The organism is Phocoenobacter uteri (assembly GCF_900454895.1).
Classification (GTDB): domain Bacteria; phylum Pseudomonadota; class Gammaproteobacteria; order Enterobacterales; family Pasteurellaceae; genus Phocoenobacter; species Phocoenobacter uteri.
The window spans coordinates 404,427-427,917 of sequence record NZ_UGTA01000001.1; the positions used below are offsets into that span (position 1 = coordinate 404,427).

The window sequence follows — 23,491 nt, forward strand, 5'->3', positions numbered from 1 at the left end:
TAATAATATAGATAAAAATAACTTATTACCCTTGATCCTTTAATTATTTATTGTTAGAGTTCAAAGGTTTTAAATAAAAATGAGGAGATTTTGATGGAATATATCCATATGTTTTTTGATACTATTAACGCTCTTACTTGGGATTGGGCATTAGTGCCAATGTTAATCGTCTTTGGTTTACTTTTCACCGCTGTGGGTGGATTTGCACAGGTTAGATATTTTGGACGTATGTTTAATGTGTTTAGATCTGAAAAAGAGAGTCACGATCCTGATGCAGTAAGCTCACGTCAAGCACTTTTAGTGTCTATTGGTGGTCGTGTTGGTGGTGGTAATATTGCAGGTGTTGCGGTTGCGATCAGTTTAGGTGGACCAGGTGCGGTATTCTGGATGTGGGTTGTTGCGTTAATCGGTATGATGACGAGTATCGTAGAATGTTCTTTGGCTCAGCTTTATAAACGTAAAGAAGCAGATGGCACTTATCGTGGTGGTCCAGCACACTATATTCTACACGGTTTAGGTAAAGATTATCGCTGGTTAGCAGTTATTTATGCAATTTCATTAACTCTTTCTTTTTCTATCGGTTTTAATGCGTTTCAAGGTAATACAGTAGCTGGTGCAGCATTAGATAGTTTAGGTATTGATCGTCTTTATACGGGTATTTTCCTTGTTGTATTTGGTGGTGCAGTTATTTTTGGTGGTATTAAGCGTATCGCAAAAGCATCAGATATTATCGTGCCTATCATGTCTCTTATTTATATTCTTCTTGCTTTAATCGTGATTGTAATGAATATCACCGAAATCCCTGCCTTAATCGTAACAGTGGTTAAAAATGCGTTTGGTATTGATCCTGTTGTTGGCGGTGGAATGGGTATTGCAATTTCACAAGGTATGCGTCGTGGTTTATTCTCAAATGAGGCTGGATTAGGTTCAGCACCAAACGTAGCGGCGACAGCAAAAGCGAATCACCCTGTGAGTCAAGGTATCTCACAAGCACTTTCAGTGTTTATTGATACTATCATTATTTGTAGTGCAACTGCATTCATCATCTTACTTGGTGATGTGTATCAACCAGGTGCAGCAATTGATGGTGTTGTGTTAACGCAACAATCATTAGTGGGACACTTTGGTAACTGGGTAAGCTATTTATTAACGTTCTCAATCTTATTATTCTCATTTAGTTCAATTATTTATAACTACTATATGGGCGAAAATGGGGTAAGTTTCTTAGCTGGGAATGGAGAAAAAGCGAAAATACCAGTATTTATCTTGCGTTTAGCCGTTATTGCCGTATTATTCTTAGGTGCGGTTGCACCAGGTGCGACGGATGTATTCTTCTTCTCTGATCCACTTATGGGAATCTTAGCATTAACAAACTTGCTTGCATTGATTATGTTATTCCCTCGTGCAGTGAAATTATTAAAAGATTATAGAAATCAATTAGATGCAGGTATTGAAGAGCCTATTTTTGATGCACAAAAATATGAGCGTTTAGATATTGATGCAGACGCTTGGGAACATACTATTGATAAACCAATCGTGATCAAATAATGATTGTTAGTGTTGTATAACACTTAAATATAAAATAATAAAACGCCCCTAAAATCTTGTATTTTCAGGGGCGTTTTTTATAAATGCAAGAACCTCAAAGTAAATTCCTGCTATTTAATCAGTCATAAAATAATCCTTTTTCTCTGATTACTCGTTAAATAAAAAATTGCAAAAACAGGAAAAAACATGACCGCTTGTTTTTACTTATGAAATTATAGGTTTTATTCAATCCGTTGATTCTGCTACATCATATTGAGATAGCCCACGAGCTTGCTTCAAGCATCGTATCAATAACAGAATAAAGAATAGTTTTATCATTATTATTGCTTGCTTTTAAGACACATTCTCACAAAACATCATTTTTACTCATTTTTTCTTCATATGTGAATACACTTATAACCAATAAATAAGTTAAGGCATAAATGTGTTTTGTTTTTTTATTTTAAATTCAATTAGTTGCATTTTATTTTTGTTTTTAAAAATAGATTTTAAAACGGTATCTTAGTTCTTTTTTTGATCAAAATGATTGATTTTTAAACTGGGTGGGGTAAAATGTGCGGTCTCTTTTTGTACAAATGAGAGCTTAATACTTTTCAAATAAAAAAATATAAATGCTAAGGAAATTTAATTATGACAAATTATAATAATATTACTATTGCAACAACATTACTTTTATCCCTTACCGCAGGCACTGCATTTGCAGCGATAGCTACAGCAAGAGCAGGTTTAAATTCAGTGATTCTAAATGACGGCACTGCAAGTGGGCAAAATGCCATTGTTGGTGGAATTTTAAATCACGCTGATGGTGTTCAGTCTGCGGTTATTGGAGGAGCATATAATAACGTAAAAACAACAGGTGGGAAAAATTCTGCACTTTTTGGTGGGTATAAAAATACTATTGAAAATAGCGGAAACAATAATGGTATTTTTGCGGGAGATAATAATACCATCAATAACGTTCGTGACCGTAATATTATTGTTGGATCACAAAGATCAACAATAACAGGAGCTAGTAGTTTTGACAATGTTATTATCGGTGGTGGTGATACCCAACAAGGCGGAAACAAAATTATAAATGGAGATAATAATACCGTTATCGGAGGATTAGCAAATATAATTACGGGTGATGGGAAGTATTATGACAATAATAGTATCTTAGGTGGACATACAAATAATATAACAAAAACAGCCAAAAACGCTGCTATTGTTGCTGGAAATAGAAATAAAGTAGAAGCAAATAATTCTGCGATTGTTGGTGGAGCAAACGGGCATATTAAATCAACCGGAACAAGTTCTGTTATTTTAGGTGGAGGATCTCAAGGTGCAAATACTATAACAGGAATTGAAAGTGCTATTTTAGCTGGGCACGGTCATAAAATAGAAGGAGCAGGTACAAATACTTCTGCCATTATTGCTGGTAGAAGTCATACAGTAAAAGCGGATGACGCTGTCATCATTGGTGGTGGTGAAGGTTCAGTAGGAAATACGGTTGATACTCGCGGTGAAAACGCGATTATTGCTGGGGGATATGGACATAAAGTTAATGCTACAAATACAGGAATTTTAGGTGGACATCATAATGAGATTACACATGGAGAATCCGTAATCTTAGGTGGTAGTAATAACAAAATAAAACAAGAAAACAGTGCTATTTTAGCTGGTGGTCGTAATGAAATTACGGGTAGCTATAGTATAGTAAGTGGGAATACAAATAAAACAAGTGGGAATCAGTCTGTTATTTTAGGAGGTAATAGTCATATTTCAAGCGGGGTAAACTCTGTAATCTTAGGGGGTAATGAAAATGGAACAACAGCCAAAGACTCAGTCGTGTTTGGTGGATATGATAATAAAATCACTGCTGGAGAAAAGAACTTTATCTTAGGTGGAAAACAAAACAGAGTTTCTGGTACTTTAAGTGGTGCAATTGGTGGAGTTGGAAATAATATTTCAGGTAGTAAATCTTATGCTATTGGTGGTGGAAATACTGTAGCAAGCACTGTTGATTATATTCTTGGTGAAAACAATAATATAAGAGGACGTTATAATTATATCATCGGTTCTGGAAACACTAGCACCCAAGAAAAAGTGTATATTTTAGGTTCTAATGTTGATGCAAGTGGTGCAACACGAGCAGTCGTTTTAGGTGATGGTTCAACCGCTGTAACGGATGCTGTTTCAGTGGGAACAGAAGCTGCTCCAAGAAATATTAAACACGTGAAAGACGGTTTGATTTCTGATACTTCCTTAGATGCGATCAATGGTTCGCAAGTGACAACGATCACGGAAAAAGGGGTTGTAAATGATAAATATATCGCTGTTCAAAGAGATAGTACCCAAGAAAATGGCACTGCACCACATATCAATGCTCACAAGAAACATTATAAAATTGGTTTGACTCAAGAAGCCACTGATAAAATTGATTCCATTGAAACCAAAGCGAATAAAAATGCAGATAATTTAAGTGAAGCGGATGTGACTGCGTGGAAAAATAAATTAGGAGTGGTTGATGGCGTTGATACAAAAGTAACGAATGTATCGCTGAATGATAAGAATCAATTGACCATTTCACAAAATAATGGCGAAGCAGATTTAACGGTTGATTTAGCAGGATTAAAAACAGAACTTAGTGATGTTGTGAGTACGGATCATTCTGTGGTTATTGCAGGAAAAGATTTAGAAAAAGGGAATGTTGATTTATCGGTAAATGTTGATGGAACAACCATTACAAAAAATGAACAAGGGCAATTGACAGCTAATTTTACCGATACAAATTCTATTGAAACCGTTACACAAGGGGATGGTATAACGGTATCAGGTGGAACAGAAGCTAAAAATAAAAACTGGATTGTTTCATTATCTGATGAAACGAAAGCAACATTAAGCCAAGTTGGGAAAAATAAAACTAATATTGAAGCGAATAAAACAGCGATTGCAGATAATTCTGCAAAAATTACTAAAAATCAGACCGCTATAGAAGGCAATAAAACCAATATTGAGGCAAATAAAACAGCGATTGCAGATAATTCTGCAAAAATCACTGAAAATCAGACCGCTATAGAGGGCAATAAAACCAATATTGAGGCAAATAAAACAGCGATTGCAGATAATTCTGCAAAAATCACTGAAAATCAGACCGCTATAGAAGGCAATAAAACCAATATTGAAGCAAATAAAACGGCGATTGAAAAAAATAAAACAGCTCTTTCGAAAAAACTGGGGGCAGATAATATGAGAGGGGTATTAACTTCTCAGAGCATTACGGTAACAGGTGAAGGAGTGAGCCGACTATTTAAAGATATTAACATTGAAGTGAAAACAGAGGGAGAGGTTGCGGATGGCAACACTCAAGTTGTTAATGGTGGTACGGTTAAAAAATATTTAGATGAAAATCATTATACAAAAACTAAAACCGATGAATTGCTAAACCAAAAAGTCAATGTGGCGGATATGAATAAATCGATCACAGGTAAAGGAATTACGGTGAAAGGTGAGGGCGTAAACCAATTATTAGGTGCGGTTGAGTTGTCTATTTCAGATAATGCGGTGACGACGGATAAAATTGCCGATAAAAATGTTACCAAAGAAAAATTATCGGACGATGTGCAAGCAACCTTGACGCAGGTAACTATCAATAAAAATAATATTGCTGGAAATACTGCAAAAATTACTAAAAATCAGACCGCTATCGCAGGTAATACCACGCAGATTGAGACAATCAATAATTTATTAGGCAAAGATATTGTTGATGAAAAAGAGAGACAGAAGTTATTAAAAACATATGATGTTTCTCAACGTGGTGAGGTGCATACAAACTCTATATTAACGGCGATTCATAATATGAACGAAGAGGGGATTAAATTCCTACACGTGAATGATGAAACACCAAATGGGGTTGCACCGAAAGACAAAGTGAATGATTTTGATTCAAGTGCAAGTGGATCGTATGCGATTGCAATAGGTGCAAGATCAAGTGCCGAAGGAAAAAAATCAATAGCGATTGGTTATGGTAACACCGTTAAAGGAAATCAGTCTGGTGCGATTGGTGATCCGAGTATTGTAGAAGCAGATAATTCTTATTCTGTGGGTAATAATAACAAGATCTTAAAAGGTTCGGATGACAGTTTTGTACTAGGTAATAATGTCACAGCAAATGTGGGTAACTCTGTTTATCTTGGGGCAAATTCAACCGCTGTTCGACAAGATTCTGTGACGACAGGGGGCTTGTCAAAAGTGGATACGGCAACGGTGAATGGTATAACGTATGGTGGCTTTGCAGGGAATACCCCAAGTGGTATTGTGTCTGTGGGTTCAGTGGGTAAAGAAAGACGTGTGCAAAATGTGGCAGCAGGTAAAATTTCTGCTGGTTCGACGGATGCCATCAATGGAAGCCAATTGCACCAAGTGATTACGCAATTAAACCAAGATAATAAAGAAGCACTAAAAAGAGCGATTTCAGGCACGGCGATATCAAGTGCAATCGCCAACTTGCCACAGGAATATTTACCAGGACGTTCAATGGCTGCCGTTGGCACTGCTCATTATCGTGGTACAACCGCTTTAGCCGTTGGGATGTCAACCATTTCTGATAATGGTAAATGGATTTTAAAAGGCTCTGTAAGTTCTGATTTTAACCAAGATACTGTCTTTGGTGGCGGTGCAGGCTATAGTTGGTAATCACAGTTTAAAGCGTTAAAAATGAAGCTCCCAAAGGTTAGAAATAGCCTTTGGGATTTTTATTTGTCATTAAATAAAAATAATTATCATTAGCAAGATTTTGCGTTTTAGGGTATATTAGGCACCTTAATTTTTAACAACATAGCCAATTATTATGTCAAGAAATCTGTTTGAAAAACGTATACAAATTAAACCCTATGAATACCCTGAATTACTCGAATTTAAAGATGCCATCCGCCATTCTTATTGGTTGCACACGGAATTTAATTTTTCGAGTGATATTCAAGATTACAAAACCGTTATCAATCAAAAAGAACGCAGTGTTTTAACCCGTTCAATGTTAGCTATTTCTCAAATTGAAGTGAATGTAAAACGTTTCTGGGGCGATTTATACCGTTATTTTCCAAAGCCGGAAATTGATGATGTCGGTGGGACTTTTGCAGAAAGTGAAGTTCGCCACAAAGATGCTTATTCTTTCTTACTTGAAAAATTAGGCTTGAATGAAATGTTTGCAAATATTACAGAAATCCAGCCACTTATGGATCGCATCAATTATATGGACGATTTTATGCGAGAAAAAGAGGTCGGCAAAGAGCAGTTTGTGCTTTCTTTGGTGTTATTTTCTCTGTTTGTTGAGCATATTTCTCTGTTTGGACAATTTCTGATTATTATGTCGTTTAATAAACATAAAAACTTATTCAAAGGAATTTCTAATGCCGTTGAGGCGACATCAAAAGAAGAAGAAATTCACGGACGTTTTGGAATTGCACTTTATGAAATTTTACGTGATGAACACAGTGAATTATTTAGCGATGATTTTTATGCAGAATTAAAAGGCTTAGCAAATCAAGCCCTTGAAGCAGAACGTAGCATTCTTGCGTGGATTTTTGAGGAAGGCGCTCTTGATTTTATTGATTTTAAAACTGTCGAAAATTACATAATGAACCGTTATAACAATTCACTTTCAACCTTAGGACTTGATGCACCTTATCAAGTGAATGAAGAGTTATTAAAAGAAACCCAGTGGTTTGATATTGAAATTTTATCTGGCAAAGAAACCGATTTCTTTAACAAACGTAGTACCGATTACAGTAAAAAAATGAAACAGATTACCGCCGATGACTTATTCTAATCCCCCTTATTCAAATACAGAGCGACCAGATTTTGACTGGTTAAATGAAGACAGCCGTTTATTTTTACAACGAGGTTACCTTTTAGAAGGTACCATTGCCTTAGAGCGTATTCGCTATATCGCTGAACACGCTGAAAAAATCCTGAAAGTAGAAGGCTTTGCGGATAAATTTTATCACTATATGGCACGTGGCTATTTCTCCCTTTCATCTCCAATTTGGTCTAATTTTGGTTTAGATCGTGGCTTACCGATTTCTTGTTTTGGGAGCTATATCGGGGATTCGGTCGCGGATATTATGTCCACTGTTGCAGAAGTGGGAATGATGAGCAAAATTGGTGGTGGCACATCCGCCTACTTTGGCGATATTCGTCCTCGTGGCAGTCATATTAGTAACAACGGCAAATCCGACGGCTCGTTTAATTTTAGTAAATTATTTGACACCACCATTGATGTGATTTCACAAGGCACCTCTCGAAAAGGGCAGTTTGCGGGCTATATTGATATTGAACACGCGGATATTGAAGAGTGGTTAGATATTCATACCGAAGGAAACCCGATTCAGCTAATGTATTATGGCGTATGTGTTGGGCACGAGTGGCTTGAATCAATGAAAGCTGGCGATCCTTATAAACGTCAAATTTGGGCGAAAATTTTACAACGCAAAACAGAAACCGGTATTCCTTATCTTTTCTTTAAAGACAATGCGAATGCAGGGAGACCAGATGTTTATAAAGATAAAAATATGAATATCCACGCCTCTAATTTGTGTACTGAAATTATGTTGCCGTCAAATACCGAGGAAAGTTTTGTATGCTGTTTATCATCAATGAATTTATTGCATTTTGATGAGTGGAAAGAGACTGACGCACCAGAAGTGCTGACTTATTTCTTAGACGCAGTAATGAGTGAATTTATTGAAAAAAGTGAAACTGAGCCATTTTTAGATAAAGCAAATCGCTTTGCAAAACGTCATCGAGCATTAGGCTTAGGTGTTTTGGGCTGGCATAGCTATTTACAGGCGAATAACATTGCGTTTGATAGCTTTGAGGCAATGCAAAAAAATAATGAGATTTTTAAAACGTTACAACAAAAAACCTTAAAAGCGTCTCAAGAATTGGCGACACTTTTTGGTGAGCCTGACATTTTACAAGGCTATGGTCGCCGTAATACCACCTTGATGAGTATTGCTCCAACCAAATCCAGTAGCTTTATTTTAGGTAGCGTATCGCCGTCCGTTGAGCCGTTTAAATCGAATTACTATGTCAAAGATTTAGCGAAGATCAAAATGGTATATAAAAATCCGTTCTTAGAAAAATTACTCAAAGAAAAGGATCTAGATAACGAAAAAATTTGGGAAAGTATTTTAGTGAATGATGGCTCGGTGCAACATTTAGCCGAACTTTCTGAACACGAAAAAGATGTTTTTAAAACCTTCTCGGAGATTAGCCAATTAAGTGTTATCCAGCAAGCAGCACAGCGTCAAAATTATATTGATCAAGGGCAGAGCATTAACTTAATGGTACACCCAAATACACCGGCTCGAGATTTGAATAAATTATATTTAACTGCTGAAGAATTAGGGGTAAAATCTATTTATTATCAATATAGTATGAGTGCGGCACAGGTATTCAACCGTAACTTATTGAGTTGTAGTAGCTGTGAAGGATAAATGATTCAAAAAATTGAACATCATTTTGGGCAAGCGGTCAAATTTGTCACTGATTTTGCAAATCAGACTGCTTGTTCTTCTATTATTGAACTTGAAAATGGCGAGCGTTACGTCGTTCATCAACAAAGTGAACGAGCTAAGCGTTTAGGCATAAATTATCAACTTGAATTGCAAATTTTAACCAAAATATCACCGCTTGGTTTTATGCCAAAAGTGGTTTTTCACAATGAAGATTATCTGATTTTAAGCTATATTCAAGGCTCGCCACCACAACGCTATAATGCTATTTTATTGAAAAAATTAGCAGAAATGATCGCAAAATTACATCTGTTTGATGCTCAAGAAGCGATCATTTTTATCTCAGAATTTGCAAAAATTGATCCGAAGTTGGATATTATCGAACGTTGCTATTTTTTAAATCAGCAGTTGGGTGATAGCAATCAGTTTTCCGTAGAATTATCCTTATTAAAACCGATTCAGCCTTTTACACAGTGTATTTGCCATCACGATTTACATTTAGGCAATGTTATCCAAAATGAAGATCGGGTATTTTTAATTGACTGGGAATATGCGGCAATCTCCGATCCTGCTTTAGAAATAGCGTTATTTTTCAAGCATAATGATTTAACGGATGAGCAGAAAAGATTTTTTCTAAGCCACTATTTCCGCCTGACTTAATTTGATCAGAGAGTGTTTGAAAAAAAGATAGCAGAGTATGATTCTGCTATCTCGTTGTTAAATAAATTGTGGTATGAATTGAGCGAAACAGTACTCAATTAAAATACTTTAAGAAAAGGTTTTACAAAAACGTCACCGTAAACGCCCGCTTCAACATAAGGATCTTCACTTGCCCATTGCTGTGCAGCTTCTAATGAATCAAATTGAGCGATAACCGTTGAGCCTGTAAATCCTGCTTCTCCAGGTGTTTCACTATCAATCGCGGGATTTGGTCCTGCGGTAAATAAGCGATTTTCTGCTTGTAATTGTTTTAAGCGAGCCAAATGTTTTTTACGCACCGCAAGACGTTGCTGTAACGTATTTGGTTTATCTTGAGCAAAAATAACATAATACATCGTTGTTCTCCTATTGATTAAGTAATGCTAACGCATCATCAAGTTCAGGGTTATCCTCTCGTGGAATAGGGCGAGATTTGCCGTCTTTTCCGATTGCCACAAAAGTGAATTCAGCTTCGGTGACACACACTCTTTCACGTGCACCTTCATAAACTCGTTTGATAAAAATTTCGACTTTTACTTGCAGTGATGAACGCCCAATACGGGTGCATTTTCCATAGCAACACACCACATCACCAACGGATACGGGGTGTAAAAAATTCATTGAATTAACGGATACGGTAACCACGCGTCCTTTTGCGATTTCTTTGGCTAAAATTGCCCCGCCCATATCCATTTGTGACATAATCCAGCCCCCAAAAATATCGCCGTTCGCGTTGGTATCTGAAGGCATTGCTAGGGTTCTTAAAATCAGCTTTCCTTCAGGCTCTCGACATTTTTTATTGATTGTCATTGTTGTTCTCCAACTGTTTTAAATGAGGGTAAAGATAAATGCCCGTAATCACGGTTGCAACAAGGCTTAGCCCCGTTAATCCAAAGGCTTTGAAGGTGTACCACGCATCGTTTGACATAAAATTACTGATGTAAATATTGAGCAACATACAAAAGATAAAAAATAATGCCCAACCTAAGTTAATTTTATTCCAAATATGATCCTCTAATTGAATTTCTTTACCAAGCAAATGTTTAATGACTGGATTTTTTAAAATAAATTGGCTGAAAAGTAGAGCAAATGCAAATAATCCATTGATGATGGTGACTTTCCATTTTAGGAAACTATCATCGTTAAAATAAGCGGTTAAGCTCCCAAAGACAAGCACAAACCCTGCCACAAAAAGTTGCATTTTGGTGACTTCGCCAAATAGCACTTTAAATAAAATAAGTTGCACAATTGTGGCAACGACAAGGGTAATTGCTGCTTCTTGAATACCTAACAATTTATAGGCAACAAAAAACAGAATTAAAGGAATAAATTCAAGAAATTGTTTCATCTGTTGTCCTTATAATTTACGGTAAAGTTGATAAAAACGAAATGTTAAAACTGTTGCAAATACATTGAAGAAAGCAGCAAAAACTAACGGAATAATAAAAGAAATATCCATTGTTATTTTTTCTATCATGCTCATCAAAGTTGAAGGCACAAAAGAGGCTAATAAAATCAATAAGATTAACGGTAACGTTTTTTGTTTAGTCAGTTGAAAGGTGAAAGCAACGGTATCTTTGATACTTTTTCTTGGTTTTTCAACAAGATAAACATAAAAAACAAGATAAAATTTAACTATAAAATAGAAACCTAATACCATAAAAGGAATTGCAAAAACTGGATTGTCTGGTTGTGATATGACTAAAACCGCTCCAATAGATAAAGGTAAAACGCCTATGATACTCAGTGCAATCAAACCTAAAAACGCAGATAAGACTGTCGAAGTATGGCTAAAAAAGTGTTTGAATGAGCCGTTATTGATTGCACTAATATTAAGAATAATCAACGCACTCAAAAATGTATTTGCAAGCCCGATTAGGATACTCGGTAAAACTACGCCAGAAAGATCAATATTGGTAATATCCGAAATAGGAAAGGTAATATTTGACATCGCAAATTGAATAATTAGCGTCATTCCTATCGCAAAAGCAGAAAATTGGCGTTGATTTCGCATAAAGTTCCAACTATCTTGTAACAGTTGCAAAAAATTTATTGGCATTTAATAGTTCCTTTATTAAAAAATAGTAGTTTTCAAATTATAACAACACTTTAAGTTATCTGCATTATCTATTGTAGATTTTTGAGAGTGAGCTAAAATAATTAGGTTGATCTTAAAATGGATAATCTTATGTATGAAACACTAAAAGCAGGACAAACATATGCTGAAACCTTACCGAATCAGAAAAAACTAAATGTATTTATGCCTGATTATCGTTTTATCAAGTGGGTTAAATTTGCTCAAAAATTTATGCCCGCGTTTGCGTGTTTTGCAATTATTTGGCAATATTTTTTACATAGTTCCAGCGACTTTATTCTCGTAAACGTCTTAATTACAGGCTTATTTGCATTAAGCATTCCTTTTCAAGGTCTATTTTGGCTGGGCAAGCGTGCAAAATCGCCTTTATCTCTTTCTTTATTAGGTTGGTACGAAGAATTGCGTATCAAATTGATTAGTGAGCAAGTTAAGGTTGAAGAACAACTTATGCCTTCTTATCAAGATCTCGCTCTCTTACTACAACTTGCCGAAAAAACGTGGGGCGATAGCTATTTTGATGAGCTATAAGCGGTCATATTTTATTGAAAATTTGCAAAAATTTTTACCTACTTTTATTTACACGTTATTCTATTTATTTTTTATAATATTTATTGTTGGGTAATTGTATTTTTTTTCTTTTTATAGTAAAACGAAAAGCACCTTATTTTTAAGGTATGCAAACACAATAAAATAGAATAAAAAATAGAGAGGAAAAAATGAGTAACTACTTCAATACGCTAAACTTACGCCAACAGCTTGCCCAGTTGGGGCATTGTCGTTTTATGGATCGTGATGAATTTTCTGATGGGACGACTTGTTTGAAAGATAAAAAAATCGTGATCGTTGGCTGTGGAGCTCAGGGACTAAATCAAGGCTTGAATATGCGTGATTCTGGTTTAGATATTAGCTATGCGTTACGCCAGTCTGCGATTGATGAAAAACGCCCTTCTTTTCAGCGTGCCACAGAAAATCATTTTGTGGTTGGAGATTATGAACAACTTATTCCAACCGCTGATTTAGTGATCAATTTAACGCCTGATAAACAACATTCTAACGTGATCGCCGATATTATGCCGTTAATGAAAAAAGGATCGGTCTTGGGGTATTCACACGGTTTGAACATTGTTGAGTGTGGTGAAAAGATCCGAAATGATATTACGGTGATAATGGCTGCACCGAAATGTCCCGGAACGGAAGTGCGAGAAGAATATAAACGCGGTTTTGGTGTGCCAACATTGATCGCCGTACACCCTGAAAACGATCCAAATGGCGATGGCTTGGCGATGGCGAAAGCGTGGGCGGTGGCATTAGGTAGCCATAGAGCGGGCGTTTTAGAGTCTTCATTTGTGGCGGAGGTGAAGTCGGATCTAATGGGCGAGCAAACGATCCTTTGTGGAATGTTACAGGCAGGATCAATTGTTTGTTATAACCATTTGGTTAAGGAAGGAAAAGATCCTGCTTACGCGGGTAGATTGATCCAATATGGTTGGGAGGCGATCACGGAAGCATTGAAACAGGGTGGAATTACCTTAATGATGGATCGTCTGTCAAATTCAGCAAAATTACGTGCCTTTACACTTGCAGAAGAAATTAAAACTATTTTCACACCATTGTTTGAAAAACATATGGATGACATTATAAGTGGTTATTTTTCTGCTACGATGATGCAAGATTGGGCGAATGGCGATGCTGATTTATTAAAATGGCGAGAAGAAACCGGCAAAACTGCCTTTGAAAATGCCCCAGTTGCGGATCATATTAAAATCACGGAGCAAGATTATTTTGATAATGGCGTATTGATGATTGCGATGATCAAAGCGGGCGTAGAATTAGCCTTTGAAACAATGGTTGCCAGTGGTATTTATGAAGAGTCCGCCTATTATGAATCATTGCACGAATTACCTTTAATTGCCAACACCATTGCTCGTAAGCGTTTGTATGAAATGAATGTTGTGATTTCTGATACCGCAGAATATGGTAATTATTTATTTACCAATGCGGCAGTGCCTATTTTTGAGCAACAAATTATACTGATGTTAAGAAAAGGGGATTTGGGTGAGCTAACCCCAGCGGTAGAAATTGATAATTTCACATTACGCCAAGTTAATGAGGCAATTCGCCAACACCCAATTGAATTTATCGGTGAAGAATTACGAGGATATATGACGGATATGAAACGAGTTTTAGCAGAGCATTAACGGGATTTAGGATATAAAATGAACACAGAGTTACTTTCAAGCACGGATTATGTTAGAGCGATTTTAAGATCGAATATTTATGATCTGGTGCAAATTACCCCACTCCAAAAAATGGAAAAAGTATCAGCTCGTTTGAACAATAAAGTGTTTATCAAACGAGAAGATCGTCAAATTGTGCATAGTTTTAAATTGCGTGGTGCACATTTGATGATCTCATCGCTTTCTGAAACAGAAAAAAAAGCGGGGGTTGTTGCTGCGTCGGCTGGCAATCACGCACAAGGTGTGGCATTTTCAGCAAAATATCAAGATGTAAAAGCCATTATTGTGATGCCTGAAAACACCCCAGCGATTAAAGTTGAAGCTGTAAAAGGTTTTGGGGGCGAAGTGCTGTTGTACGGTGCGAATTTTGATGAAGCAAAAGCGAGAGCCATTCAATTATCAAAAGAGCTAGGGATGACTTTTATTCCCCCTTTTGATCATCAGAAAGTGATCGCAGGGCAAGGCACAATCGGATTGGAACTATTGCAGCAAAATGCGGATATTGATCGTATTTTTGTGCCAGTTGGTGGTGGCGGTCTTGCGGCGGGGATTGCGGTGTTCATTAAAAAAATGTTGCCAGAAGTGAAAGTGATTGGTGTGGAATCAACGGATTCCGCCTGTCTTTATCACGCATTAAAAGCGGATAAGCCGGTGGATTTGGACAATATTGGTTTGTTTGCTGATGGTGTTGCCGTAAAACGTATTGGCGATGAAACTTTCCGCCTTTGTAAAAAATACCTTGATGATGTGGTTTTGGTAAGTTCTGATGAAATTTGTACCGCTATGAAGGATATTTTTGAAAATGTGAGAGCCGTTGCAGAACCTTCTGGGGCGGTTGCACTAGCTGGATTAAAAAAATATGTTGCAGAGCATAAAATTCAAAATGAAACCCTGACTTGCATTCTTTCTGGGGCAAACTTAAATTTTCACACTTTACGCTATGTGTCAGAGCGTTGCGAATTGGGGGAAAAACAAGAAGTCTTGCTTGCAGTGACAATTCCGGAGCAGAGAGGAAGCTTTTTAAGATTTTGTAATGTGCTAGGGAATTATGCGGTCACGGAGTTCAATTATCGCCACGCTGATGATAAAAATGCGTGTATTTTTGTGGGGATTCGTGTCAAGAATGAGATTGAAACCACAACCATTATTCATCAGCTAAAAAGTAACGGATATAATGCGGTTAATTTATCCGATGATGACACGGCGAAAACCCATATTCGTTATATGATTGGCGGGCATACTCATAGCCTAAAATCCGAAACGCTTTATTCCTTTGAATTTCCAGAACAAAAAGGGGCATTATTGCGATTTTTACAAACATTAGGGGCGTATTGGGATATTTCTCTGTTCCATTATCGTACGCACGGGGTGGATTATGGTGATGTGTTGGTTGCCTTTATGTTAGATGAAAATGATAAAGTGTTATTTAAAAGCCATTTAGATGTGCTGGGGTATCGCTATAAAAACGTTAGCGATAGTGTAGCGTATCAATGTTTTTTAAAATAATTTAAAAATTGGGGTTGCATTATTTATTAAATATGTTATTTATATTTTTACACAAATAAAACACAACAATTTAACTAGGAAAATTCAAATTTATGTCAGTTTATAGCCGTTCAATTAGCATTATTATTACCTTCATTGTGATTATTCACGATGGAGCGAGTGGTTTTGCAAAGAAAATGGCTAACAAAAAATAATAATTGAATTTTCGCAAAAACCTCGCTCACACAAGCGAGGTTTTTTTATACCTGTAATTTATAAAAATAGACAAAAGGAAGAGAAATGAAAGGGGCAAACTTAGTCATAGAATGTTTAAAAGCACATCAAGTTACGACCTTATTTGGTTATCCGGGTGGGGCGATAATGCCAATTTATGATGCCTTGTATGATTCAGGTTTGGATCATCTCTTGTGTCGAAATGAGCAAGGGGCGGTAATGTCGGCGATTGGTTATGCAAGAGCAACAGGAAAAGTGGGTGTTTGTTTTGCCACCTCAGGACCAGGTGCAACAAATTTAATCACAGGTTTAGCAGACGCATTATTGGATTCTGTACCTATCGTGGCGATCACGGGGCAAGTCGGTTCGGATTTAATCGGTACAGACGCGTTTCAAGAAGTGGATGTTTTAGGCTTATCATTGGCGTGTACTAAACACAGTTTTATCGTGCAAAATTTGGCTGAATTGCCACAGGTGCTTGCAGAAGCCTTTCAAGTGGCACAAAGTGGGCGTTTTGGTCCTGTATTGGTGGATATTCCCAAAGATATTCAGCTTGCCGAAACAACAGATAGTGTATTTTGTTTAGAAAAAGATCCTGTTCAACCACAAAATGCAGAAAATTTACAACGAGCGGTGCAGTTATTAAGTCAGGCTCAACGTCCAATGCTTTATCTCGGTGGCGGTGTGGGAATGGCGAAAGGTGTGCAAGCGGTACGATCTTTTATTGAATTTGCAAATATGCCGACGGTAACCACCCTGAAAGGCTTGGGGGCTGTTTCGCCTGAACATTCACTTTATTTAGGAATGTTAGGAATGCACGGCACAAAAGCGGCAAATTATGCGGTACACGACAGCGATCTATTGATTGTGTGTGGGGCGAGATTTGATGATCGTGTAACAGGAAAATTAGACACTTTCTCGCCAAATGCAAAGGTCATTCATATTGATGTTGATGTGGCAGAAATCAATAAATTGCGACAAGCGGATGTGTCTTTGTGTGGCGATCTCAATCAAGCGGTCAAATTTTTAACGGAATTTGCAAAAAATAATCCCCTTAATATTGAAGAATGGCGAGAAACTGTTAAGCAGTTAAAATCGGATTATGATTTAACCTACCAAGAAAATCAGGGCGAAACCGTTATCGATCCTTGGGCATTATTGAATACCTTATCCAACCGAAAAAATAAAAATGCCGTTGTGGTCACGGATGTGGGGCAACACCAAATGTGGTCGGCTCAACATATGCAACATTTTGCTCCTGAAAATTACATCACATCGGCGGGGCTTGGCACGATGGGATTTGGCTTGCCAGCAGCGATTGGGGCGAAAAAAGCACGTCCGAATGATGATGTGATTTTAATCTCTGGCGATGGCTCATTTATGATGAACGTACAAGAATTAGGCTCAATCAAGCGTGGCAATGTGCCAGTAAAAATCGTGTTATTGGACAATCAACGTTTAGGAATGGTTCGCCAATGGCAAACGCTCTTTTTTAATGCACGCCATAGCGAAACGATTTTAGATGATAATCCTGATTTTGTTACTCTTGCGAGTGCATTTGGCATTAAAGGTGAAACCATTGAAAAAGCGAGTGAAGTGAGTGGGGCGATAGATCGTTTGCTAGCAAGTGAACAAGCCTATTTATTACACGTCTGTATTCCAAATGAAGATAACGTATGGCCATTAGTTCCGCCGAATGCGTGTAATTTGGATATGTTAGAAAGTAATAATTAAAAATAATAAGAAAGGAAGAGAATATGCAACATTATCAATTAGTTATCACAGCAAACAAACGCCCAGAAACCCTTGAACGTTTATTAAGAGTAATCCGACATCGAGGTTTTGAAGTGCTGAGCTTAAATATAGAAAATCAGTTACAAGGTATTCATTTTGATGTCACGGTTCAAAGTGACAGAGCGATAGAATTACTGAAAAATCAATTAGTTAAATTGCCTGATGTAATGGCATTAAAAGAGTGTTAAACAAGCGGTTATATTTTTATTATCGATCCCTGAGCTTGTCGAAGGGAAAAGTAATGAAGTAAAGCACTTACACTTCGACAAGCTCAGTGACCGTGCTTGGATAGTTCGACATTAGTAATAGAGTGTTAATAATTTGCAAAAAACAATAAAATTTTAACCGCTTAATAAAAAATTATATTAAATATAGGGAGTGAAAAATGCCTAAATTACGTTCAGCGACCAGCACACAAGGTCGTAATATGGCAGGGGCAAGGGCTTTGTGGCGTGCTACAGGAATGACAGATAACGATTTTGGAAAGCCGATTATTGCAGTCGTGAATTCTTTTACCCAATTTGTACCGGGTCACGTGCATTTAAAGGATATGGGGCTGTTGGTTGCCAAAGAAATTGAAAAAGCAGGGGGCGTGGCGAAGGAATTTAACACCATTGCCGTTGATGATGGAATTGCAATGGGGCACGGCGGAATGTTGTATTCTTTGCCTTCTCGTGATTTGATTGCGGATAGTGTGGAATATATGGTGAATGCTCACTGTGCGGACGCGATGGTGTGTATTTCAAATTGCGATAAGATCACTCCCGGAATGTTGATGGCGGCAATGCGATTAAATATTCCGACTATTTTTGTATCTGGTGGTCCGATGGAGGCAGGGAAAACCAAATTATCGGATCAGATCATCAAATTAGATTTGGTTGACGCGATGATTCAAGGGGCTGATGAACGAGTTTCAGATGAAAATGTGGATAAGATTGAGCGTAGTGCTTGCCCAACTTGTGGCTCTTGCTCAGGAATGTTTACCGCAAATTCAATGAACTGTTTAACGGAGGCATTAGGATTAAGTTTGCCGGGAAATGGTTCGTGTTTAGCGACACATATTGATCGTAAAGGCTTATTTCTACAGGCTGCACGTCAAATTGTTGAGATGTGCAAACAGTATTATCAAAATGATGATGAGCGAGTGTTACCGAGAAATATTGCAACTCGTGAAGCTTTTGAAAATGCGATGTGTTTGGATATTGCAATGGGTGGGTCAAGCAATACGGTGTTACATTTACTTGCTACCGCTCAAGAGGCAAACGTTGATTTTACAATGCGTGATATTGATCGTTTATCTCGTGTGGTGCCTTGTTTATCCAAAGTAGCACCGAATACCAATAAATATCATATGGAAGATGTTCACCGTGCGGGTGGTGTGATGGCGATTTTAGGCGAGCTGGATCGTGCAAATTTACTTTGTAATCAAACTCGAACCGTATTAGGTTTGACCTTAGAAGAGCAGTTAAATCAATATGATATTGTTAGAAATAAAGATGAAAAATTACAGCAATTTTATCGTTCTGGCCCAGCAGGTATTCGCACTACAAAAGCCTTTTCACAAGATTGTCGTTGGGATACCGTTGATGATGATCGTCAAAATGGCTGTATTCGTTCCAAAGAATTTGCGTATAGTCAAGAAGGTGGATTGGCAATGTTATACGGTAATTTAGCCGAAGATGGTTGCATTGTGAAAACTGCTGGCGTTGATGAATCTATTTGGAAATTTAGCGGAAAAGCGATTGTGTTTGAAAGCCAAGAAGATGCCGTTGAAGCAATTTTAGGCAAAAAAGTGCAAGCGGGGCATATTGTGGTTATTCGCTACGAAGGGCCAAAAGGCGGACCGGGTATGCAAGAGATGCTTTATCCAACGAGCTATTTAAAATCGGTAGGGTTGGGCAAAGCCTGTGCATTATTAACAGACGGACGTTTTTCAGGTGGCACGTCAGGATTATCTATTGGGCATTGCTCGCCAGAGGCTGCCTCAGGTGGCGTGATTGGTTTAGTTAAAAATGATGATGTGATTGAAATTGATATTCCGAATCGTTCTATTGAATTAAAAGTGTCTGATGAGGAATTACAGCAACGTAGAGTAGAGCAAGATTGCAAAGGTTGGAAGCCTGAAAATCGTCATCGTGATGTCTCTTTTGCGTTAAAAGTGTATGGTTATTTTGCCACTTCAGCGGATAAAGGGGCGGTGCGTAACAAAGCGTTATTGTAAAATTAGATCTGTCAGAATAAGAAATTTTAGTATAGAATAGCGTAAAAAAAGCCCTATTACAAAGAGTAAAGGGCTAAAAATTTAAACCGATAAGGGCTTAAAATATACAGGAAGTGAAATGAGTAACGCTAAGTTACTCGCTAGCTTAGAAGTCTAAGCTAATATGCAAACACAACATCGCACTCAAATAATATAAATATTACCTAAGTGCGTATGGAGTTAATTCTAAGTATATTATGTTAATTATACAACCAAGATTTTTTTATCTCTGAAATAAGAAAAAATAATGAATAGAAAACTACCACCACTTAATGCGTTAAAAACGTTCGTTTCTGCTGCTAAACATTTGAACTTTACCAAAGCAGCGGAAGAATTATTTGTTACACAAGCTGCGGTTAGCCATCAAATTAAATTACTTGAAGAGTTTCTTGGAGTAGAGCTATTTTATCGTCGTAATCGTTTATTAGAATTGACGGAGGTCGGATTGCAATATTTTGAAGATATTCAACCGCTTCTTGATCAAATCATTGTAGCGACGGATCGTGCTAAAAAAACAAGAACTCGTCAAGTCTTAACAATTAGTGTGCCGCAGACATTTGGTATTCATTGGCTTGTGCCTCGTTTAAATGATTTTCATCAACAATATCCTGATATTGAAGTGAGAATTAAAGGGGTTGACCAAGATGAAGGTAAGCTGGGTAAAGAAATTGATGTTGCGATTTATTATGGCTTGGGGCATTGGGATAATTTAGAAGCTATTCGTCTTGCTGAAGCAAGAATTATTATTCTAGCGTCTGAATTATTTATTAAAGAACACAATATTCAAGTACCAGAAGACTTAATTGGTAAGCCATTATTACATTCAAATACACACAATAAATGGAAAAGAATGAAAGAATACCTTCATTTGGATGGTTTAGATGCTGAGTCAGGTTCTGTGTTTAGCCATTCTTTTATGGTATTACAGGCGGCAATGCACCAACAGGGTATTGCAATTGCCAATAGTCTTTTGGCACATCAAGAAATCAAAGAAGGGCATTTAGTAGAACTATTTTCTACAAATCTATATGATGAAAAAGCCTTTTATGTTGTTTATCCTCCACAAATGGAAAAAGTGGAAAAAATTCATCATTTTGTAGAATGGATAATGCAAGAAATGAAGGAAGACGTTATAGATTAACGGGTGAAAAAACAACCTTGTGAACGATCGTTCATTTTACACTGGAATTTTAAGGCGTATTTATTTAGAATACGCCTTAATTATTTCAAAAATCATTTAGGAAAATAAAATGAGATTATCTAAAATAGCAATGAGTACATTCTTCGCATTAGCAATAATGGGGTGTACCAATAAAATGAGTAAAGATGGCTCATTTGAACAAATTCAGCAAGATTACCAATCTTACAAACAAATAACAGAAAAATATAAAATAGATACACAATGGTGGCAAGGCTATAATGATCCTCAATTAAATCAATTAGTTGAAATGGCATTAGCTAATAATAAAAACCTAGCTAAGAGTGCTATTTTAGTAAATAAAGCGTTATATAATGCGAACTTAATTGGTGCAAATTTAGTGCCAACGTTTAGTGCAAATGGACAATCAAAAGCGGTTAAAGGGGCTGGAAAATCGTCAGAGAGTAAATACTCCACCAGTCATTCTAATATCACTCAAAGTGCAAGTTTTAATCTAAGTTATACAGTTGATTTATGGCAACGTTTGTCGGACAGTGCTAATGCAGCTGAATGGGAAAAAAATGCGACCGTAGAAGATTTAGAAGCAACTCGTTTAAGCATCATAAATATGGTTATTGATAGTTATTATAACCTTGCTTATCTCAACCAAGCGATTGATATTACTGAACAAAGTATCAAAAATTATCAGAAAATCAGCAATGTAATGCAGAACAAACAGCGAGTGGGCTTAATTACTCAATTAAATGTCGATCAATCTAAACAAGCTGTATTACAAGCAAAAAATAGCTTACTAAATTTGCAACTTGCTCAAAAAAATAGCCAGCAAGTATTGCGTAATTTATTGAATTTAAAGCCAAATCAGGCACTACCTATAAAACCACTTGATTTATTAAAAGTGAAATTACAAGGTATTGATACAAATGTGCCAGTATCAAGTATTGCTAATCGTCCAGATTTAAAATCTGCATTATTCCGTTTGCAAAGTGGTTTTAAAAATTTACAAGCAACAGAAAATAGCTGGTATCCAAGCGTAACACTTGGGGCGAGTTTATCCAGTTCTGCAGCGGTTGTGAACGATCTTAAAAATAATCAAGTATTGGGCGGAACAGTTGGATTTAATTTGCCTTTCTTAGATTGGAATAGAGTGCGTTTAAATATCAAAATTTCTGAGCAAAATTATCAACTTGCAAAACTAAATTATGAGCAAACAGCGACAAAAGTGCTAAATGAGATCAGCACTTATTATTACAGCTATCAACAATCTCAAAAAAGTTTTGCTAATTTAAACGAAACGTATTTATTGAATAAGAAAATCAGTCAACATTATAAGAATCGTTATAATCAAGGTATTACAGAATTACGAGATTGGTTAAATGCAATAAATTCAGCTAATAATTCAAAATTATCTGTTATTCAAGCTAAATATACTACCTTAAAAAATGAAAATTTAGTGTATCAGGCGATGGCTGGGAAGTATTTAACAGATTCTCAAAAATAATGTTCTTTTATTGAGAAAGCCCCAAATATTGAGTTTGATATTTGGGGCTTTTTTAAAATTAGATATCAAGAAGCGGTCAATTTTTTTGTGATTTTTACCATTTTTATTTTTTACACCAAAAAATTATTTTATTGCCACCATTGATCCAAAATTAAAGCATTGAAACCATAATTCAATTTGTTCAAATCCTGCTTGTTTGAGGCGATCTTTATGGGTTTGAATAGAATCTGTTCGCATTACATTTTCCAATGCCGTACGCTTTTGACTAATTTCTAATTCACTATAACCATTGGCTCGTTTGAAATTATGGTGCAAGTCTATTAACAATTCATTGATTTTAGGTTTTTCAAAATTAAATTTTTCAGATAACACTAACACACCATTAGGATTTAATCCTTGATAGATTTTTGTTAAAAGTGCTAAACGGTCATCCGGTGGCAAAAATTGCAATGTAAAATTTAATACAACCATTGACGCATTTTTTATTTCAATGTTGCGAATATCATCACATAAAATTTCTACATTGATATCCGAATGAAATGCATTGAGGTGTGAACGACAGCGTTCAACCATTGGTTGAGAATTATCCACACCGATAATGTTAATTTTATTATGCGTTAAACTGCGACGCATAGACAAAATTGCAGCACCACGAGAACAGCCTAAGTCATAGATGTTTGAATGTTCGGTTGCAAAACGTTGAGCCAACATTCCAATTGCTGTAATAATGTTGGAATATCCTGGAACTGAGCGTTGGATCATATCAGGAAAAACTTCGGCAACAGCTTCATCAAAGCTAAAGTCCCCTAATTTATTGATAGGAGCAGAAAATAAGGTATCTTTTTGCATAAAATAGTATTTAAAGAGGAGAAAACTTTAGATTATAGAGTGAAAAAAAGAATTTATAAATTAAAATTTATGTTATTTTTGAGTGTTTTTGGTTGTTTTTTATTCGGGTTATTTGTTGCACTATTGAATTATGCTATAAT

Annotated in this window: 18 protein-coding genes; 13 read left to right on the top strand and 5 right to left on the bottom strand. The window is 36.5% G+C overall.

Features of this window, described 5'->3' with window-relative positions; all coding sequences use genetic code 11:
- The first annotated feature begins 93 nt into the window (after positions 1-93).
- The 5 genes from DYE60_RS01820 to DYE60_RS01840 all read left to right on the top strand — a co-directional run bounded on the left by DYE60_RS01820 (position 94) and on the right by DYE60_RS01840 (position 9,701).
- A complete protein-coding gene (locus DYE60_RS01820) occupies positions 94-1,548 on the top strand; it encodes an alanine/glycine:cation symporter family protein (protein WP_115314936.1) in 1,455 nt (484 codons plus the stop codon).
- A 630-nt stretch (positions 1,549-2,178) separates the two neighbouring features.
- Positions 2,179-6,222 (top strand): YadA-like family protein, encoded by a 4,044-nt coding sequence (locus DYE60_RS01825; RefSeq protein ID WP_115314937.1) that lies wholly within the window; start codon positions 2,179-2,181, stop codon positions 6,220-6,222.
- Between the two features lie 154 nt (positions 6,223-6,376).
- Positions 6,377-7,354 (top strand): ribonucleotide-diphosphate reductase subunit beta, encoded by a 978-nt coding sequence (locus tag DYE60_RS01830; RefSeq protein WP_115314938.1) that lies wholly within the window; start codon positions 6,377-6,379, stop codon positions 7,352-7,354.
- The gene (locus DYE60_RS01835; protein WP_115314939.1) at positions 7,341-9,023 is read left to right on the top strand and encodes a ribonucleoside-diphosphate reductase subunit alpha; all 1,683 of its coding nucleotides are present in this window, start codon (positions 7,341-7,343) and stop codon (positions 9,021-9,023) included. Before DYE60_RS01830 ends, DYE60_RS01835 begins: the two co-directional genes overlap by 14 nt.
- On the top strand, positions 9,024-9,701 hold the full coding sequence (locus tag DYE60_RS01840; protein WP_245942669.1) for a phosphotransferase: 678 nt from the start codon (positions 9,024-9,026) through the stop codon (positions 9,699-9,701).
- A 98-nt stretch (positions 9,702-9,799) separates the two neighbouring features.
- Here the strand turns inward: DYE60_RS01840 and DYE60_RS01845 are convergent, their stop codons facing one another.
- From DYE60_RS01845 to DYE60_RS01860, 4 genes are read right to left on the bottom strand one after another with little or no spacing between them, the layout of a single operon-like run.
- Positions 9,800-10,096 (bottom strand): YciI family protein, encoded by a 297-nt coding sequence (locus DYE60_RS01845; protein ID WP_115314940.1) that lies wholly within the window; start codon positions 10,094-10,096, stop codon positions 9,800-9,802.
- Between the two features lie 10 nt (positions 10,097-10,106).
- Positions 10,107-10,550, bottom strand: coding sequence for an acyl-CoA thioester hydrolase YciA (gene yciA, locus DYE60_RS01850; RefSeq protein ID WP_115314941.1), 444 nt, complete (start codon positions 10,548-10,550; stop codon positions 10,107-10,109).
- Complete coding sequence (locus DYE60_RS01855) at positions 10,537-11,088, bottom strand: septation protein A (RefSeq protein ID WP_115314942.1); 552 nt, start codon at positions 11,086-11,088, stop codon at positions 10,537-10,539. The genes yciA and DYE60_RS01855 overlap by 14 nt, the downstream gene beginning before the upstream one ends.
- A gap of 9 nt (positions 11,089-11,097) precedes the next feature.
- Positions 11,098-11,799, bottom strand: coding sequence for a hypothetical protein (locus tag DYE60_RS01860; RefSeq protein WP_115314943.1), 702 nt, complete (start codon positions 11,797-11,799; stop codon positions 11,098-11,100).
- Between the two features lie 129 nt (positions 11,800-11,928).
- On the opposite strand from DYE60_RS01860, the gene yfbV reads away from it, so the two are divergent.
- The 8 genes from yfbV to tdeA all read left to right on the top strand — a co-directional run bounded on the left by yfbV (position 11,929) and on the right by tdeA (position 22,502).
- A complete protein-coding gene (gene yfbV, locus DYE60_RS01865) occupies positions 11,929-12,363 on the top strand; it encodes a terminus macrodomain insulation protein YfbV (RefSeq protein WP_115314944.1) in 435 nt (144 codons plus the stop codon).
- A 188-nt stretch (positions 12,364-12,551) separates the two neighbouring features.
- Entirely contained in the window at positions 12,552-14,033 is a 1,482-nt protein-coding gene (gene ilvC / locus DYE60_RS01870; RefSeq protein WP_115314945.1) for a ketol-acid reductoisomerase, read from the top strand.
- Between the two features lie 18 nt (positions 14,034-14,051).
- The gene (ilvA, locus tag DYE60_RS01875; RefSeq protein WP_115314946.1) at positions 14,052-15,578 is read left to right on the top strand and encodes a threonine ammonia-lyase, biosynthetic; all 1,527 of its coding nucleotides are present in this window, start codon (positions 14,052-14,054) and stop codon (positions 15,576-15,578) included.
- Between the two features lie 279 nt (positions 15,579-15,857).
- A complete protein-coding gene (ilvG, locus tag DYE60_RS01880) occupies positions 15,858-17,525 on the top strand; it encodes an acetolactate synthase 2 catalytic subunit (RefSeq protein ID WP_115314947.1) in 1,668 nt (555 codons plus the stop codon).
- Positions 17,526-17,548: 23 nt separating this feature from the next.
- Positions 17,549-17,773, top strand: a complete 225-nt coding sequence (gene ilvM, locus DYE60_RS01885; protein WP_115314948.1) for an acetolactate synthase 2 small subunit — start codon at positions 17,549-17,551, stop codon at positions 17,771-17,773.
- Positions 17,774-17,970: 197 nt separating this feature from the next.
- Entirely contained in the window at positions 17,971-19,806 is a 1,836-nt protein-coding gene (ilvD, locus tag DYE60_RS01890) for a dihydroxy-acid dehydratase (RefSeq protein ID WP_115314949.1), read from the top strand.
- A gap of 286 nt (positions 19,807-20,092) precedes the next feature.
- Positions 20,093-20,986: a transcriptional regulator GcvA gene (locus DYE60_RS01895; protein ID WP_115314950.1), complete on the top strand. Its 894-nt coding sequence runs from the start codon at positions 20,093-20,095 to the stop codon at positions 20,984-20,986.
- 109 nt (positions 20,987-21,095) lie between these two features.
- Positions 21,096-22,502, top strand: coding sequence for a toxin/drug exporter TdeA (gene tdeA, locus DYE60_RS01900; protein WP_115314951.1), 1,407 nt, complete (start codon positions 21,096-21,098; stop codon positions 22,500-22,502).
- Positions 22,503-22,625: 123 nt separating this feature from the next.
- Here the strand turns inward: tdeA and cmoA are convergent, their stop codons facing one another.
- Positions 22,626-23,351, bottom strand: coding sequence for a carboxy-S-adenosyl-L-methionine synthase CmoA (cmoA, locus tag DYE60_RS01905; protein ID WP_115314952.1), 726 nt, complete (start codon positions 23,349-23,351; stop codon positions 22,626-22,628).
- Between the last annotated feature and the right edge of the window lie 140 nt (positions 23,352-23,491).